This is a genomic window from Proteus columbae, from assembly GCF_002777965.1.
Classification (GTDB): domain Bacteria; phylum Pseudomonadota; class Gammaproteobacteria; order Enterobacterales; family Enterobacteriaceae; genus Proteus; species Proteus columbae.
Genome location: NZ_NGVR01000014.1, coordinates 1 through 16,274, shown reverse-complemented (window position 1 = coordinate 16,274; position 16,274 = coordinate 1). Strand labels below are relative to the sequence as shown.

Annotated in this window: 15 protein-coding genes and 1 other annotated feature; of the genes, 11 read left to right on the top strand and 4 right to left on the bottom strand. The window is 38.2% G+C overall.

What is annotated here, in order from left to right; all coding sequences use genetic code 11:
- The first annotated feature begins 74 nt into the window (after positions 1–74).
- The 7 genes from ffh to tyrA all read left to right on the top strand — a co-directional run bounded on the left by ffh (position 75) and on the right by tyrA (position 6,237).
- Positions 75–1,436 carry a signal recognition particle protein gene (ffh, locus tag CBE70_RS06010; protein ID WP_023580979.1) on the top strand — a complete coding sequence of 454 codons (1,362 nt, stop codon included), beginning with the start codon at positions 75–77 and terminating at the stop codon, positions 1,434–1,436.
- A 137-nt stretch (positions 1,437–1,573) separates the two neighbouring features.
- On the top strand, positions 1,574–1,822 hold the full coding sequence (gene rpsP / locus CBE70_RS06005; RefSeq protein WP_098943928.1) for a 30S ribosomal protein S16: 249 nt from the start codon (positions 1,574–1,576) through the stop codon (positions 1,820–1,822).
- A gap of 18 nt (positions 1,823–1,840) precedes the next feature.
- On the top strand, positions 1,841–2,386 hold the full coding sequence (rimM, locus tag CBE70_RS06000; RefSeq protein WP_100158634.1) for a ribosome maturation factor RimM: 546 nt from the start codon (positions 1,841–1,843) through the stop codon (positions 2,384–2,386).
- A gap of 38 nt (positions 2,387–2,424) precedes the next feature.
- Positions 2,425–3,177 carry a tRNA (guanosine(37)-N1)-methyltransferase TrmD gene (gene trmD, locus CBE70_RS05995; protein ID WP_006534750.1) on the top strand — a complete coding sequence of 251 codons (753 nt, stop codon included), beginning with the start codon at positions 2,425–2,427 and terminating at the stop codon, positions 3,175–3,177.
- Between the two features lie 52 nt (positions 3,178–3,229).
- Positions 3,230–3,583 carry a 50S ribosomal protein L19 gene (gene rplS, locus CBE70_RS05990; protein ID WP_023580978.1) on the top strand — a complete coding sequence of 118 codons (354 nt, stop codon included), beginning with the start codon at positions 3,230–3,232 and terminating at the stop codon, positions 3,581–3,583.
- 407 nt (positions 3,584–3,990) lie between these two features.
- Positions 3,991–5,085, top strand: coding sequence for a 3-deoxy-7-phosphoheptulonate synthase (locus CBE70_RS05985; RefSeq protein ID WP_100158633.1), 1,095 nt, complete (start codon positions 3,991–3,993; stop codon positions 5,083–5,085).
- Positions 5,086–5,112: 27 nt separating this feature from the next.
- Positions 5,113–6,237, top strand: coding sequence for a bifunctional chorismate mutase/prephenate dehydrogenase (gene tyrA, locus CBE70_RS05980; RefSeq protein WP_100158632.1), 1,125 nt, complete (start codon positions 5,113–5,115; stop codon positions 6,235–6,237).
- Between the two features lie 289 nt (positions 6,238–6,526).
- On the opposite strand, the gene CBE70_RS18365 is transcribed toward tyrA, so the two are convergent.
- Positions 6,527–6,682 carry a hypothetical protein gene (locus tag CBE70_RS18365; RefSeq protein ID WP_198585698.1) on the bottom strand — a complete coding sequence of 52 codons (156 nt, stop codon included), beginning with the start codon at positions 6,680–6,682 and terminating at the stop codon, positions 6,527–6,529.
- Between the two features lie 412 nt (positions 6,683–7,094).
- On the opposite strand from CBE70_RS18365, the gene CBE70_RS05975 reads away from it, so the two are divergent.
- Complete coding sequence (locus CBE70_RS05975) at positions 7,095–8,435, top strand: anaerobic C4-dicarboxylate transporter (protein ID WP_100158631.1); 1,341 nt, start codon at positions 7,095–7,097, stop codon at positions 8,433–8,435.
- 72 nt (positions 8,436–8,507) lie between these two features.
- On the opposite strand, the gene pheA is transcribed toward CBE70_RS05975, so the two are convergent.
- From pheA to bamD, 3 genes are all read right to left on the bottom strand, one after another.
- The gene (gene pheA / locus CBE70_RS05970) at positions 8,508–9,665 is read right to left on the bottom strand and encodes a bifunctional chorismate mutase/prephenate dehydratase (RefSeq protein ID WP_100158630.1); all 1,158 of its coding nucleotides are present in this window, start codon (positions 9,663–9,665) and stop codon (positions 8,508–8,510) included.
- Between the two features lie 35 nt (positions 9,666–9,700).
- Positions 9,701–9,817, bottom strand: a sequence feature (Phe leader region).
- A 154-nt stretch (positions 9,818–9,971) separates the two neighbouring features.
- Positions 9,972–10,307 carry a ribosome-associated translation inhibitor RaiA gene (raiA, locus tag CBE70_RS05965; RefSeq protein WP_100158629.1) on the bottom strand — a complete coding sequence of 112 codons (336 nt, stop codon included), beginning with the start codon at positions 10,305–10,307 and terminating at the stop codon, positions 9,972–9,974.
- A gap of 271 nt (positions 10,308–10,578) precedes the next feature.
- Positions 10,579–11,313, bottom strand: a complete 735-nt coding sequence (bamD, locus tag CBE70_RS05960) for an outer membrane protein assembly factor BamD (protein WP_075672429.1) — start codon at positions 11,311–11,313, stop codon at positions 10,579–10,581.
- Positions 11,314–11,448: 135 nt separating this feature from the next.
- Between bamD and rluD the strand changes: the two genes are divergently transcribed.
- The 3 genes from rluD (at position 11,449) to clpB (ending at position 15,878) form a co-directional block, all read left to right on the top strand.
- On the top strand, positions 11,449–12,426 hold the full coding sequence (gene rluD / locus CBE70_RS05955) for a 23S rRNA pseudouridine(1911/1915/1917) synthase RluD (protein ID WP_075672439.1): 978 nt from the start codon (positions 11,449–11,451) through the stop codon (positions 12,424–12,426).
- A complete protein-coding gene (yfiH, locus tag CBE70_RS05950) occupies positions 12,427–13,158 on the top strand; it encodes a purine nucleoside phosphorylase YfiH (protein WP_100158628.1) in 732 nt (243 codons plus the stop codon).
- A gap of 146 nt (positions 13,159–13,304) precedes the next feature.
- On the top strand, positions 13,305–15,878 hold the full coding sequence (gene clpB / locus CBE70_RS05945) for an ATP-dependent chaperone ClpB (protein WP_100158627.1): 2,574 nt from the start codon (positions 13,305–13,307) through the stop codon (positions 15,876–15,878).
- Positions 15,879–16,274: the final 396 nt, after the last annotated feature.

The following is a 16,274-nucleotide window of genomic DNA, read 5'->3' as shown; positions in this document are numbered from 1 at the left end:
GATCCGCGAGTCATCGTGATATAATCGGTGGCATACATGACCGATAAGCCCAACTTTAACACTGAGCTAAGATAATGTTTGAGAATTTAAGTGACAGACTATCGCGCACATTGCGCAATATAAGCGGTCGAGGAAGACTGACCGAAGAAAACATTAAAGAGACACTGCGTGAAGTACGTATGGCTTTATTAGAAGCTGACGTTGCCTTACCTGTGGTTCGTGATTTTATTGCGCGCGTCAAAGAGAGCGCAGTAGGGCATGAAGTTAACAAAAGCCTGACACCGGGTCAGGAATTTGTAAAGATTGTTCAAAATGAACTCGTCAATGCGATGGGGGAAGTGAATACCGACCTTGATCTATCAGCACAACCGCCGGCTGTTGTGTTAATGGCAGGTTTACAAGGTGCCGGTAAAACAACCAGTGTCGCAAAACTAGGTAAATTCTTAAAAGAGAAAAAGAAGAAAAAAGTTCTTGTTGTTTCTGCTGACGTTTATCGCCCAGCAGCGATTAAACAGCTTGAAACGTTAGCCGAAACGGTTGGCATTGATTTCTTCCCTTCTACTGTTCAAGAAAATCCAGTCACAATTGCAAGTAATGCATTAAAACATGCGCAACTTCAATTCTATGATGTATTGCTGGTGGATACAGCAGGTCGTTTGCACGTAGATGAAGGTATGATGGAAGAGATCCAACTTCTCCATAAAGCCATTAATCCAGTTGAAACCCTGTTTGTTGTTGACGCCATGACGGGTCAAGATGCGGCAAATACAGCAAAAGCATTTAATGAAGCATTGCCATTAACAGGGGTTGTATTAACCAAAGTTGATGGTGATGCGCGTGGTGGTGCGGCATTATCAATTCGCCATATCACCGGTAAGCCAATTAAATTCCTCGGTGTTGGGGAAAAAACAGAAGCCTTAGAACCTTTCCACCCAGATCGTATTGCCTCTCGTATTTTAGGCATGGGTGATGTTCTGTCTTTAATTGAAGACATTGAAAGCAAAGTTGATAGAGCACAAGCTGAAAAGCTAGCTACAAAACTTAAAAAAGGTGATGGCTTTGATCTAAATGATTTCTTAGATCAATTAAAGCAGATGAAGAACATGGGCGGCATGGCGAGTATGTTAAGCAAAATGCCGGGTATGTCTCAGGTGCCAGATGCAGTAAAATCACAAATGGATGATTCAATTTTAGTGAAAATGGAAGCGATTATTAATTCCATGACTAAAAAAGAACGCCAAAAACCAGAAATCATCAAAGGTTCCAGAAAACGCCGTATTGCAGCGGGCTCAGGAACACAAGTGCAAGACGTCAACCGTTTATTAAAACAGTTTGATGATATGCAACGTATGATGAAAAAAATGAAAAAAGGTGGCATGGCTAAGATGATGCGTAGCATGAAAGGTATGATGCCACCTGGATTTCCAGGCCGATAAAATCAAAAAGCCTGAAAAAAAACGTGCTTTGGATTGCTTTTTTCGCCAAAGTGAGTAAACTTTTCGGGCTTTTTATATGACAACCGGACTCCGTTCCTCGATGGCGTCTGGTTGTTTTATTAACTAATGAGGATGTTATGGTAACAATTCGTTTAGCTCGTGGCGGCGCAAAAAAGCGTCCGTTTTACCAAGTAGTAGTAACCGATAGCCGCAATGCGCGTGATGGTCGTTTCATTGAACGTGTAGGTTTTTATAACCCACTGGCAACCGGTAATGCAGAAGAATTACGTTTAGACGTAGACCGTGTTGAACACTGGGTTGCTCAAGGCGCAACTGTTTCAGAACGTGTTGCTGCCCTGATCAAATCAGCGAAGAAAAGCGCTTAATCTGTCGCGGTGGTAACAATGAGCGAACAAAAAACCTTAAAAGAGCCTGTAGAACCTATTGTTATGGGTAAGTTGGGCTCACCTTACGGGATCCGTGGTTGGCTCAGAGTTTTTTCCTCCACCGAACACGCCGAAAACATTTTTGAATATCAACCGTGGTTTATTCAGCGTCATGGACAGTGGGAAACCATTGAAATTGAAAGTTGGAAACATCACAACCAAGATATTATTGTCAAGCTAAAAGGTATTGATGACAGAGATGCGGCCAATTTCCTGACTAATTTTGAAATTGTCGTGAATGCTTCGCAACTTCCAGAACTTGAAGGTGAATATTACTGGAAAGATCTGATGGGTTGCCATGTAGAAACGGATAAAGGCTACGATCTAGGTGTCGTTACAGACATGATGGAAACTGGCTCAAATGATGTCATGGTGATTAAAGCGAATCTGAAAGATGCGTTCGGTATCGGGGAACGGTTAGTTCCGTTTCTTGATGGGCAGGTTATCAAGAAAGTCGATCTCTCAGCGAGAAAAATTATCGTTGATTGGGATCCTGGTTTTTAGATTATCCGGTTAACGGTTCTCAATAGTGGGACACAAAAATGTGGATTGGGGTAATTAGCCTATTTCCAGAAATGTTCCGCTCTATAACCGAGTACGGGGTGACTGGTCGGGCAGTGAAGCATGGTCTGCTCAATGTAGAATGTTGGAATCCCCGAGATTTTACATACGACAGACACAATACCGTTGATGATCGTCCTTATGGCGGTGGTCCCGGTATGTTGATGATGGTTCAACCTTTAAGGGAAGCCATTCATCAAGCAAAAGCTGCGGCAGGTGATGGAGCAAAGGTGATTTATTTATCACCTCAGGGACGCAAACTCGATCAACAAGGGGTTTGTGAACTGGCAACAAATGAGAAATTAATTCTGGTTTGTGGTCGGTATGAAGGTATAGACGAGCGTGTCATTCAGACTGAAATCGATGAAGAGTGGTCTGTTGGTGATTACGTATTAAGTGGTGGGGAATTACCTGCCATGATAATGATAGATGCAGTAGCGCGCTTTGTACCGGGTGTTCTCGGACACGCAGCCTCTGCGAAAGAAGATTCTTTTGCTGAAGGTTTACTGGATCATCCTCACTATACTCGTCCGGAGGTTTTAGATGGTATGGAAGTTCCTGCAGTTTTACTGTCAGGCAACCATGCCCATATTAATCGCTGGCGCATGAAACAATCACTGGGTCGAACCTGGCTAAGAAGACCTGAGCTTCTGGAAAGCCTAGCTCTGACTGACGAGCAAAGAGTGCTGTTAACAGAGTTCCAACGGGAACATCTGTCAGGAACAGCAGAGTAAGTCTGACACAAGATGTCATTAATATCAGTTTACCTAGGGTAAGAGAGTTATTATGAGCAATATTATTAAACAAATCGAACAAGAACAGATGAAGCAAGATGTTCCTTCATTCCGTCCTGGTGACACTTTAGAAGTTAAAGTATGGGTTGTTGAAGGTTCTAAAAAACGTCTGCAGGCATTCGAGGGCGTGGTTATCGCTATTCGTAACCGCGGTCTGCACTCTGCATTCACTGTTCGTAAAATTTCTAATGGCGAAGGTGTTGAGCGTGTATTCCAAACTCACTCTCCAGTCGTAGATAGCATCACTGTGAAACGTCGTGGTGCGGTTCGTCAAGCTAAACTGTACTACCTGCGTGAGCGTTCAGGTAAGGCTGCTCGTATCAAAGAGCGTCTTAACGCTAAATAATACGCTTTCGCACATCCGAAAGTTATTGTTAAAAGGTCAGCATTTGCTGACCTTTTTTTATATCTCTTCATGTTGAAAATATTGTTTGTTAGTTTTTATCTTTTCTGTCTCTATAACCCTATCTTATTTATTCTTCTTATGTCGAGATTCATTAAAAGATAAGCTGTAAACATATTCTTACAAAATAGTATTTTAATCTAATCTTTATCACATTATTTACACTCCATCTTGTTATTATAACTAGTTGTTATTTATTGTTTATTTTTGCAATAAATATCAAGTGTAAATATTAAATTACAATATTGTCAAAATTATTAAAAATACGGATTGATTTCTTTACATTGCATGTTATCTTATCTTTCAGACACACAAAAATCACAATGACAGATACAAAAAAGGTAAAGATTATGATCATGCAAAAAGACGCACTCAATAATGTGAATATCAGCGAAGAGCTGGTTTTAATTACTCCAGAAGAGTTAAAACAAAAATACCCATTGAGTCGCAATGATCTGCATGCCATTGCTCAGTCACGTCAAACAATTTCTGAAATTGTCCAACGTCGTGATCCTCGCTTACTCGTGGTATGTGGGCCTTGTTCCATTCATGATGTCGATGTTGCGTTAGATTACGCAAAACGCCTGAAAGTCTTAGCGTCTGAATTAAGTGATAGTCTGTATATTGTGATGCGTGTCTACTTTGAAAAACCTCGTACAACTGTTGGTTGGAAAGGTTTAATCAGTGATCCATTTATGGATGGTAGCTTTGAGATGGAAAAAGGGTTACATATTGCCCGTAAGCTATTGACTGAACTTGTGCAATTAGGTCTACCACTGGCGACTGAAGCGTTAGATCCTAACAATCCACAATACTTAGGTGATTTATTTAGTTGGTCTGCAATTGGAGCTAGAACAACAGAATCTCAGACTCACCGTGAAATGGCATCAGGACTTTCAATGCCAGTTGGATTTAAAAATGGAACAGATGGTAATTTAGATACTGCGATTAACGCGATGAAAGCGGCTTCTATGCCACACCGGTTTATGGGAATTAATCAATCAGGGCAGGTTTGTTTATTGCAAACACAAGGTAACCCTGATGGTCATGTCATTTTACGTGGTGGCAAAACACCAAACTACCATGAAGAAGATGTTGCTCAATGTGAAGCTCAAATGGTAAAAGCAGGATTAAAACCATCATTAATGATTGATTGTAGCCATGGTAATTCTAATAAAGATTTCCGTCGTCAAACGGCGGTGGTTGATTCTGTAATTGAACAAATCACTAAAGGTAATGAATCTATCACTGGCATTATGTTAGAAAGCCATATTAATGAAGGCAATCAATCGTCAGAGCAATCTCGTAGTGAAATGAAATATGGTGTCTCAGTAACAGATGCGTGTATTAGTTGGGAAACAACGGAGTCAGTGTTAAGAAATTTACATGCTCAACTTTCCCCGATTTTGGTTCAGCGTGAAGCTCAATTAAAAAAAGTTAGTTAATCATAAAGAAAAAAGAGGCAAGCATAGATGGCTGAGGAATTACAAGGTTTGCGTGAGCAAATTGATCAGGTAGATAAATCACTGCTTTCTTTACTCGCAAAAAGAATGCAGTTGGTAGCTGAAGTGGGAGAAGTTAAAAACCGTCATGGCTTACCAATTTATGCACCTGATAGAGAAGCCGCCATGCTTGCTTCTCGTCGTAATGATGCACAAATGATGGGAATTTCCCCAGATTTGATTGAAGATGTATTACGCCGAGTAATGCGAGAATCCTATACTAAAGAGAATGATAAGGGATTTAAAACGCTTAATCCTCAACTTGGTAAAATCGTTATTGTGGGAGGAAATGGGAAAATGGGTAAACTATTTTCTCGTTTATTTACACTCTCTGGCTATCAAGTTGAAAGCTTAGAAGCTGATGAATGGCAAACTAAATCACCTGCTATTTTTGATAATGCAGGAATGGTAATAATTAGTGTTCCTATTCATTTAACCGTTGAAGTTATTGAACAATTACCTCCATTACCTAAAGATTGCTTATTAGTCGATTTAGCCTCGATCAAGAAAGCCCCTTTAGAAGTGATGTTAAAGGCACATAATGGACCAGTGTTAGGTCTTCATCCAATGTTTGGCCCTGATGTGCCTAGTTTAGCAAAACAGGTTATAGCGTACTGCGAAGGGCGAAACCATACAGCATTTGACTGGTTGTTAGAGCAGTTAATGGTATGGGGTGCAAGAATTGAGGCTATTACGCCAGAAGAACATGATAAAAACATGAGCTTTATTCAAGCACTTCGACATTTTACTACTTTTGCTTATGGTCAGCATTTAGCAAAAGAAAAAGTTGATTTAGCCAGTTTACTGCGACTCTCATCTCCTATTTATCGCTTAGAGTTGGCAATGATAGGGCGCTTATTTGCTCAGGATCCTCAACTTTATGCTGATATTATTTTGTCATCGAAAGAGAATATTGAATTAATTCGTCGATATCATCACTCGTTAGGTCAAGCTATCGACTTATTAGATATAAATGCAAAGAGTGAGTTTGTTCATTCATTTAATAATGTGAGTGATTGGTTTGGTGATTATGCTTCTCAATTTATGAAAGAGAGTGGTGTCTTATTACAAAAAGCGAATGATAGCCGAATCTAGTTAAATTATTTGTTATATAAAAGGCCGAGCAATAAAGTAAATTGTTCGGCCTTTTTATTTTATTAATTAACTCATGTTTAGCTTATCACCACTCATCATCACAAGGTGGCCAAACACAACCGCTAGGATCAGAGGTATTGCTATTATTTTGAGAATATTCATTTGTTGATAATTTATTTTCTTTTATATCTTCATAAATATGAGCGCTCAGATAACTAGTGAATAAAGATGAGAGTACTAATAGATATATTTTTTCATAAAAAATCCCTTATAAACAATATGCTACAAATTAATAATCTTTAGGATCAGGACATGGACTTACTGTGCAACGGTTCAAATCTGATTGAGGTGTTAATGAGTAAGTGTAATAACCCTCTTGTGATTTAATTTCATCAACGTTATTAGTAAAAAATAGACTTAAAATCAGTATGATAAAAGTATTCATATTCGTTCTCTGCTATTTTAGAATTTAATAATAGATAAAAATCACCTATTTTTATTCAGGAAATAAAAGTAGGAAGATATAAATATACATTTAAAAACAATGAGATAAATATCTATTATTATTAATAGACTAATCTGTTTTATATTTGTTGTTATTTAATTGTTATTGCTGGGTTTAATTAAATAACAATTAATGTTCAATATTGTCTTTTTATTAAAAATTATTTGTAGATGAGATCTTAAAACTGAATGAAATTAAAAGGTATTGTGAAAACTATAACAATGATCAAAAAAACGAGTGTAACAATTATCGTAAATTATATTTTATAAACTCTTTTTTTTGCAATAAGTGCTAAAAATTTAATTGTATTATTTTTTATTTATATTTCGACGTGTTTTTCAAGGGGTAATTTATGGATTTTTTAATACAACTCGCCATTATATTAGTGTGTCTATTTTATGGGGCTAGGAAGGGAGGAATTGCATTAGGTCTATTAGGTGGTGTAGGTCTGGTTATTTTAGTTTTTATTTTTAACCTTCCTCCGGGAAAACCACCAGTTGATGTAATGTTAGTTATTATTGCCGTTGTTTCTGCTTCAGCAACATTACAAGCATCTGGTGGATTAGATGTTATGTTGCAAATAGCAGAAAAATTATTACGTAAAAATCCAAAATATATTTCTATTGTTGCACCACTTGTAACTTGTACTCTGACAATATTATGTGGTACTGGACACGTTGTTTATACCATATTGCCAATTATCTATGACGTGTCGATTAAAAATAATATTCGCCCTGAAAGACCAATGGCTGCAAGTACAATTGGCTCCCAAATGGGGATTATTGCCAGTCCAGTTTCCGTTGCCGTTGTTACATTAGTCGCAATGCTCGGTGATGTGACTTTTAATGGTAAACATCTTGAGTTTTTAGATTTATTAGCAATTACTATTCCTTCTACTTTTATCGGTATTTTAGCCATTGGTATCTTTAGCTGGTTTAGAGGAAAAGATTTAGATAAAGACCAACGTTTCCAAGAATTTGTTTCAGTTCCTGAAAACCATGATTATGTTTATGGTGATACAGCAACACTTCTAGATAAAAAGCTCCCTATGAAAAACTGGGTAGCAATGTGGATTTTCTTAGGTGCAATTGCTGTTGTGGCAATATTAGGTGCTTTCTCTGAAATACGCCCTGTATTTAATGGAAAACCATTATCTATGGTGCTCGTTATTCAGATGTTTATGTTATTAGCTGGTGCATCAATTATTATTATCTGTAAAACCAACCCTTCTCTTATTTCTAAAAATGAAGTATTTCGTTCAGGGATGATAGCAATTGTTGCTGTGTATGGTATTGCTTGGATGGCAGAGACAATGTTCTCTGCACATATGAAAGAAATAGAAGCAGCATTGGGACAACTAGTACGAGAATATCCTTGGGCTTATGCGGTTGTCTTATTATTGGTATCTAAGTTTGTTAACTCCCAAGCGGCAGCTTTAGCAGCCATTGTTCCTTTAGCATTGGGTATTGGTGTTGATCCTGCTTATATTATTGCATCTGCACCAGCTTGTTATGGTTATTATATTCTGCCAACTTATCCTAGTGATTTAGCAGCAATTCAATTTGACCGTTCTGGCACAACTCGAATAGGGCGTTTTGTTATAAATCACAGCTTTATTCTACCGGGATTAATTGGTGTAACTGTTTCTTGCGTCTTTGGTTGGATATTCGCTGCGATGTATGGTTTCTTATAATTAATTTTAAAATTAAAAACATAAAAAAAGCCAGATAGTTATATGCTATCTGGCTTTTCTTTTTGAGCAAGGTTATTTCACTTCAACAGGAACAACATTTTCTGAAGGGTAACAGCCTAGTATTTTTAATGAACGCGTTGTTTGTGATAAATCGTGTAAGGCTTTTTGCATATTGATATCACGTAAATTTGCTTGAACATCAATATAAAACATCTCTTCCCAAGGAGTGCCATTAATAGGACGAGACTCGAGTTTCGTCATAATAATATCGTATTTTTTTAAAATCATTAATGCATCAACTAATGCACCTGCTTGTTGCCCAGTTGCCATTAAGAAGGTTGTTTTAGCGGGTACTTGCTCTGAAACATCAATGGCTTTTCGTGCAATAACAATAAAGCGTGTTACGTTTATTTGCTGGTTTGCTAAATTATTAGCTAAAGGTTTTAAACCATAAAGAGAACCACCGGCTTCACTACCAATAGCGGCAACAGATGGTGATTGTGCAAGAGCCACTTTTTCCATTGCGGCTGCTGTACTTTCGCAATATTCAATTTTCCAGTTTGGATACTGATTTAAATAATGGCTACATTGTTGGAAGGGTTGAGGATGACTATAAATAGTTTGCAATTCTTCTGTACTGCTATCAACACTGGTTAAAAGCGCATGATTAATAGGAATGCGAATTTCTCCAACAATAGAGATTGATGTTGTTTGCAGTAAATCGTAAACATCATTAATTGCCCCTGAACTGGTATTTTCAATTGGCAGTAAACCGTAATCAGCTTGGCCTGTATCGACAAGCGTAAAAATGTCGTCAAATTTCTGACAAGTGCAATCAACGAAGCTATCAAAATGGCGGGCTGCATATTGACGAGCAGCAACATGTGAATAAGAGCCTTTGGGGCCTAAATAAGCAATTCTGGCTGATTCATTGGGTGTTGCATTAAGATGTTGTTGTAGAATGGCTTGTTGCGTTAATACAGAGTCTTCAATGATCATTTGAAAAATACGACTAATATAAAAACCATCTAACCCAACGTTTTTTCCTTTTTCAATTAATAAATCAAGTAATTCACGCTCACGATTTTTATCTCTAATAGGGCGATGTGTATTCAATTTAAATTGAGCAACATCAGCAGATAATTGGCGTCTGTTTGCTAACAACGTTAGTAATTCTGAATCTAACATTGTAATTTTATCTCTGATTGCTGATAAATCGAGTTTTTCCATGTTTAAGCCCTATACCGTTATGTCATGCCATCATAAATAAAAAAGCCTCCAATCTGGAGGCTATTGTCGTTCTTACTTTTCTTTCTAAAATGACAAAGCCTCTTAATGAAAGAGTAGAAAGAAAAAGAAGAAAGGCAAATGTAAATGTTTTTTCATTATATTGATTGGTAAATTATTTAACATATCGCTATCAAACATGATGATGTGAAAGGAGTCAAGAAAAATACAATAAAAAGCGCATCACGAGGATGCGCAGAGGCGTTTTGAGTCAGTGATTTATTCTAATTTTTAATCTTGCTTTACTATTTACATTTCATCGACAAGTAAATTCTCTTCTTTCAGGCTGTTATTCGCCCGACGAGATTCGTTTTTATGCTGAACTTTGTTTAATTGACGTTCAAGTTTTGCGAGTAATTCATTAATTGCAACATACATATCAGTGTGTTGTGCATTAGCGACCAATTGCCCATTTGGTGTATGAATGCTGGCATCAACACTAAAGCCTTTAGGATCTTTCGTAAGAATAATATGAGGATTGATTAAATTCACCTGCCATTTATTAAGTTTAGTTAGACGGCTTTCAATGTGTTCACGTAGTGCTGGGGTAATTTCCATTTGTTTGCTAGTAATATTTATAATCATATAGTTACCTCTTTATTACTCCGTCTTCGATAACTTCAGAATATCGTGATACACAATTTAAAACATGATCAAAATCACTTTTTGTTAGATGTATGTGTAACTAGTAATAGAAACGTGACAAATGATAAATAGCTGAAAAAGACCGCTTGTTAAGTTGCATTTATTCAGTCATATTAGGAAGGTTGGGCTGATGAAAAGTAAAGACAATTTAGCTAGAAAAGAATAAAAAAACAGCAGCGATAAGCTGCTGTTTTTGATGGTGATGTTTTAGTTAGGCTGGATTGGCTGCAATCAGTGAAGCTACTTTTTCTGCTTCTTGTGTCAGACCTAATTCTTTATAAGCGTTTTCCATATAAACAAGCGCGTCACGAGTAGCTTGTGTATCAGGATAATCGCGCATCATTTGCTCTACTCTATTAATAACCGCGACATAAGCCCCTCGTTTAGTATAGAATTTCGCAACAGAAAGCTCATACTTCGCTAAACGGTTTTTAAGAAAGACTAGACGTTTGGTTGCATCGGCGACATAAAGGCTGTCTGGATAGTAACGAACTAATTGACTAAAATCTTTAAATGCCACGATTGCATGTTGAGGATCACGGTCTGAACGATCAATACCAAAGAATCCTTGTAATGCACTATCATCTAATGCTTGAGCCGTTAAGCCACGCATATAAAGAACATAGTCGATATTAGGATGGGTTGGGTTTAATCGCATAAAACGGTCGATTGCAGAAATCGCCATTGGTAGTTCCGCTGATTTATAATAAGCATAAATCAGATCGAGTTGAACTTGTTGCGAGTAAGGGCCAAAAGGATAGCGATTATCGAGAGACTCTAATTGTTTGATAGCCGCTCCATAATTGCCATCTAGCAATTTTTCCTGACTGGTTGAGTAAAGCTCAGAAGGCGACATATCGGCAGTAGCGTCTTTGTCTGAACTCGAACAGCCAGCAAGTAACAGGCTTACAGTGGCCGCTGCCACCAGGTATTTAATGCGTCTCATCACGTATTGATTATCCTCTGAATAGGTTTGGGGAGTCTCTCCGTGAAGCTCCCCTGAAATCGGTTACACTATAACTCATTTTAAATGAAACGGCTGTGCCGTCAAAACACTAACTTAATTAATAGAAAATTATTTATGTCTCAACAAATACGACTTAATGCTACAGTCGCAGATTCACAGCTGGGTCAACGCTTAGATCAAGCTTTGGCCGAAATGTTCCCTGATTATTCAAGATCTCGTATAAAAGAGTGGATCTTAGACAATAGAGTGCAGGTTAACGATAAAATCATCAATAAGCCAAAAGAAAAAATGCTTGGCGGTGAAAAAATTGAAGTCGATGCCTTAATTGAAGAGGAAGTTCGTTGGGAGCCTCAGAATATTCCGTTAAATATCGTCTATGAAGATGATGATATTTTAGTTATCAATAAGCCAAGAGATCTTGTTGTACATCCTGGTGCTGGTAACCCTGATGGCACCGTATTAAACGCATTACTTTATCGCTATCCAGAGATTGCTAATGTACCTCGTGCAGGTATTGTCCATCGATTGGATAAAGATACAACAGGTTTAATGGTTGTTGCAAAAACAGTTCCTGCTCAAACGCATTTAGTAGAAGCTTTACAACGTCGTGAAATCACGCGTGAGTATGAAGCGGTTGCAACAGGAAGAATGACTGCGGGAGGGTTAGTGAATGAACCTATTTCTCGACATCCAACTAAACGCACACATATGGCTGTGCACCCAATGGGTAAACCAGCAGTAACACATTATCGAGTTATGGAGCATTTCCGTGCTCATACGCGTTTACGTTTACGTTTAGAAACTGGTCGTACTCACCAAATTCGTGTTCATATGGCACATATTCACCATGCTTTAATTGGTGATCAGCTTTATGCAGGAAGACCTCGTCCTTTAAAAGGGGCTTCAGATGAATTACGTGAAACGTTACGTTTATTTGATAGACAAGCGCTACACGCAACGATGCTACGTCTTTATCATCCAATAACAGGCATTGAAATGGAATGGCATGCACCATTGCCTGATGATATGGTTAAGCTTATCGATGTGCTAAAAGCTGACGTTGAACAGTTTAAAGATGAAATGGATTGGTAAATGACTTCATTGATTTTTCCAGATTGGCCACAACCTGAAAATATTGGGTCTTGCAGTACCTTGAGGGAAGGGGGGATTAGTCTGCCGCCTTATAACAGTCTCAATTTAGGTACTCATGTCGGTGATAAATTATCTGATGTCGAAGAAAATAGACGCAGACTTTGTCAGCAAGCTCAACTGCCTGAAATGCCACTATGGCTTGAACAAGTTCATGGCACCCATGTTGTTACGCTAAATACTGAGAAAAATAATGAAATACAAGGTGATGCCCTTTACACCTCTACTGTGAAAAAAGTTTGCGCGATTATGACGGCAGATTGTTTGCCAGTCCTTTTTACAACTGTTGATGGAACAGAAGTTGGCGCAGCTCATGGTGGATGGCGAGGGCTTTGCCACGGTGTATTACAAAATACACTTGCGCAGTTTAAAGCACCTAAAGATCAAATTATGGCATGGTTAGGACCTGCTATTGGGCCAACTGCTTTTGAGGTTGGTGCAGAAGTCCGTTTGGCGTTTATAGAAAAAAATATTGCCTTTGAGACCGCATTTATTCCCCACAATGGTAAATACTTAGCTAATATTTATATGTTAGCGAGAATAATCTTACAGGAAAGTGGAGTAATCCAGATTTATGGTGGCAATTTTTGTACTGTAACTGATCCATCGCGCTTCTTTTCTTATAGACGAGAGCATGTAACTGGGCGAATGGCATCATTAATCTGGATTAAATAAACTTCCTCTCAACGTTTTTTCTCACTTATCACAAATATTGATGAATATTTTTGCTCAAAATTTTTATTTTGAGCTTGAATATTGTCAAAATGACCTCATCTATTCTCCAGTTACGAATTTTACTTTAAATTTTACTTGGAGGTGTTATGCGTCTGGATAAATTAACCAACAAATTCCAGCAAGCTCTCGCAGACGCCCAGTCATTGGCACTTGGGAACGATAATCAATTTATAGAACCCATACATTTACTGAGTGCGTTATTTAATCAACAAGGTGGCTCAATTCGCCCTCTATTAACATCTGTAGGTGTTAATGCATCGCAATTTAATGAGCGAATTAATGATGCTTTGTCTCGATTACCTAAAGTCGAAGGTGCTGGTGGAGAGGTTCATCCCTCAAATGATTTAATTAAGCACCTTAATTTGTGCGATAAATTAGCACAGAAAAAAGGTGACGAATTTATTTCGTCAGAGCTCTTTCTTTTAGCTGCCATGGAAACAGGTGGTCAAGTTGCTGACATGCTAAAAGCAGCCGGAGCGAATAAAGCAAGTCTTGAGATAGCGATTGAAAAAATACGTGGTGGAGAAACAGTGAACGATCAAAATGCAGAAGACCAACGTCAGGCATTGAAAAAATATACTGTGGATTTAACGGAAAGAGCAGAACAAGGCAAACTCGATCCTGTTATTGGTCGTGATGAAGAAATAAGAAGAACCATTCAAGTTCTACAACGCCGTACTAAAAACAACCCTGTGCTTATTGGTGAACCGGGTGTAGGTAAAACGGCTATTGTTGAAGGTTTGGCTCAACGTATTGTTAATGGTGAAGTCCCTGAAGGTTTAAAGAATAAACGTGTACTTTCTTTAGATATGGGCTCGTTATTAGCAGGTGCTAAATACCGTGGTGAATTTGAAGAACGTTTAAAAGCTGTTTTAAATGATTTATCTAAGCAGGAAGGCAGTGTCATTCTGTTTATTGATGAATTACATACGATGGTTGGCGCAGGTAAAGCTGACGGTGCTATGGATGCGGGAAATATGTTAAAGCCTGCATTAGCTCGTGGTGAATTACACTGTGTGGGGGCAACAACACTTGACGAATATCGTCAATATATTGAAAAAGATGCAGCATTAGAGCGTCGTTTCCAAAAAGTGTATGTGGCTGAACCAACAGTTGAAGACACTATCGCTATTTTACGTGGTCTGAAAGAACGTTATGAACTTCATCATCATGTTCAAATTACAGATCCTGCGATTGTTGCTGCGGCGACTTTATCTCATCGCTATATTTCTGATCGTATGTTGCCAGATAAAGCGATTGATTTAATTGATGAAGCAGGTGCAAGCCTACGTATGCAGATGGATTCAAAACCGGAAGCATTAGATAGGCTTGATAGACGTATTATTCAGTTGAAACTTGAACAACAAGCACTGCAGAAAGAGTCTGATGATGCAAGTAAAAAGCGTTTAGAGATGCTAAATGAAGAGCTTGCTGAAAAAGAGAAAGAGTATTCTGCTTTAGAAGAAGAGTGGAAAGCAGAAAAAGCAGAGCTTACTGGTACTCAACATATTAAATCTGAATTAGAGCAGGCTCGTATCGCATTAGAACAAGCTCGCCGTAGTGGTGATTTGGCGAAAATGTCAGAAATCCAATATGGACAAATTCCGACGTTAGAAAAACAGCTTGCTGAAGCTAATAAAGCTGAAGATAAGCATATGAAGCTGTTACGTAATAAAGTCACTGATGCTGAAATTGCTGAAATCTTAGCTCGTTGGACAGGTATTCCTGTATCTAGAATGTTAGAAGGGGAACGTGAAAAACTGCTAAGAATGGAACAAGAGCTACATAGACGTGTTATTGGCCAGGCTGAGGCTGTAAGTGCAGTATCTAATGCTATCCGTCGTAGCCGTGCTGGATTATCTGATCCTAATCGCCCAATAGGTTCGTTCTTATTCTTAGGACCTACGGGGGTGGGTAAGACTGAGTTGTGTAAAGCATTAGCGAACTTCTTGTTTGATAGTGATGATGCAATGGTTCGTATCGATATGTCTGAGTTTATGGAAAAACACTCCGTTTCTCGTTTAGTGGGTGCGCCTCCAGGATATGTTGGTTACGAAGAAGGTGGATATTTAACAGAAGCAGTTCGCCGTCGCCCTTATTCAGTCATCTTATTAGATGAAGTTGAAAAAGCGCATCCAGACGTATTCAATATCTTATTACAAGTATTGGATGATGGTCGTTTAACAGATGGACAAGGTAGAACAGTCGATTTTCGTAATACAGTTGTGATTATGACATCGAACTTGGGGTCTGATTTAATTCAAGAGCGTTTCGGGACAATTGATTATCCTGAAATGAAAACTATTGTGATGGATGTTGTTGGCCATCATTTCAGACCAGAGTTTATCAACCGTATTGATGAAGTTGTGGTATTCCACCCATTAGGTAAAGAAAACATTGCAGCGATTGCTCAAATTCAGTTGCGCCGTTTATACCAGCGTTTAGAAGAGCGTGGTTATCACGTTACTATCACTGGGGCTGCATTAGAGAAATTGAGCGAAGTTGGATTTGACCCAATTTATGGTGCTCGTCCATTAAAACGGGCTATCCAGCAAGAGGTTGAAAATCCATTAGCCCAAGACATCTTGTCTGGCAAATTATTACCGGGTAAAGAGATTATCTTAGATTTAGATGACAATAAGATAATTGCAAAACAGTAATAGAGTATCCTCTCTATTTATTATGATAAATAAGAGATGCCGTGAAACTGAAAAAGAGGCTTATATAAGCCTCTTTTTTTATGGTTTGTGTTTTAGTAGGGCAGAATGAAGATAATCTGCAAATGGTGTTTTTATATTTGAAACTTTTTTATACAGAGGTTGTCTATTATTTACACCAAAAAAGCTACTTTGATTATTAAGTGCGCTATCGGAGGTTTTTTTTAAAATAATACTTGTCACATTCAGAAAACTCCCTATAATGCGCCCTCGTTGTCACGGCAAACCACGCTAAGTGAGTTAGCCGAGAGAACAAAGAAAAAAGTGAAAAGCCTTGAAAATAAACGCTTGACACTGAATGAGGAAGATGTAGAATGCACCTCCTCGCAACAACGCAGA

Bases quoted from the DNA above. Each gene is read 5' to 3' on its own strand.
- ffh (WP_023580979.1), top strand. From the start codon at position 75: ATGTTTGAGAATTTAAGTGACAGACTATCGCGCACATTGCGCAATATA.
- rpsP (WP_098943928.1), top strand. From the start codon at position 1,574: ATGGTAACAATTCGTTTAGCTCGTGGCGGCGCAAAAAAGCGTCCGTTT.
- rimM (WP_100158634.1), top strand. From the start codon at position 1,841: ATGAGCGAACAAAAAACCTTAAAAGAGCCTGTAGAACCTATTGTTATG.
- trmD (WP_006534750.1), top strand. From the start codon at position 2,425: ATGTGGATTGGGGTAATTAGCCTATTTCCAGAAATGTTCCGCTCTATA.
- rplS (WP_023580978.1), top strand. From the start codon at position 3,230: ATGAGCAATATTATTAAACAAATCGAACAAGAACAGATGAAGCAAGAT.
- CBE70_RS05985 (WP_100158633.1), top strand. From the start codon at position 3,991: ATGATCATGCAAAAAGACGCACTCAATAATGTGAATATCAGCGAAGAG.
- tyrA (WP_100158632.1), top strand. From the start codon at position 5,113: ATGGCTGAGGAATTACAAGGTTTGCGTGAGCAAATTGATCAGGTAGAT.
- CBE70_RS18365 (WP_198585698.1), bottom strand. From the start codon at position 6,682: ATGAATACTTTTATCATACTGATTTTAAGTCTATTTTTTACTAATAAC.
- CBE70_RS05975 (WP_100158631.1), top strand. From the start codon at position 7,095: ATGGATTTTTTAATACAACTCGCCATTATATTAGTGTGTCTATTTTAT.
- pheA (WP_100158630.1), bottom strand. From the start codon at position 9,665: ATGGAAAAACTCGATTTATCAGCAATCAGAGATAAAATTACAATGTTA.
- raiA (WP_100158629.1), bottom strand. From the start codon at position 10,307: ATGATTATAAATATTACTAGCAAACAAATGGAAATTACCCCAGCACTA.
- bamD (WP_075672429.1), bottom strand. From the start codon at position 11,313: ATGAGACGCATTAAATACCTGGTGGCAGCGGCCACTGTAAGCCTGTTA.
- rluD (WP_075672439.1), top strand. From the start codon at position 11,449: ATGTCTCAACAAATACGACTTAATGCTACAGTCGCAGATTCACAGCTG.
- yfiH (WP_100158628.1), top strand. From the start codon at position 12,427: ATGACTTCATTGATTTTTCCAGATTGGCCACAACCTGAAAATATTGGG.
- clpB (WP_100158627.1), top strand. From the start codon at position 13,305: ATGCGTCTGGATAAATTAACCAACAAATTCCAGCAAGCTCTCGCAGAC.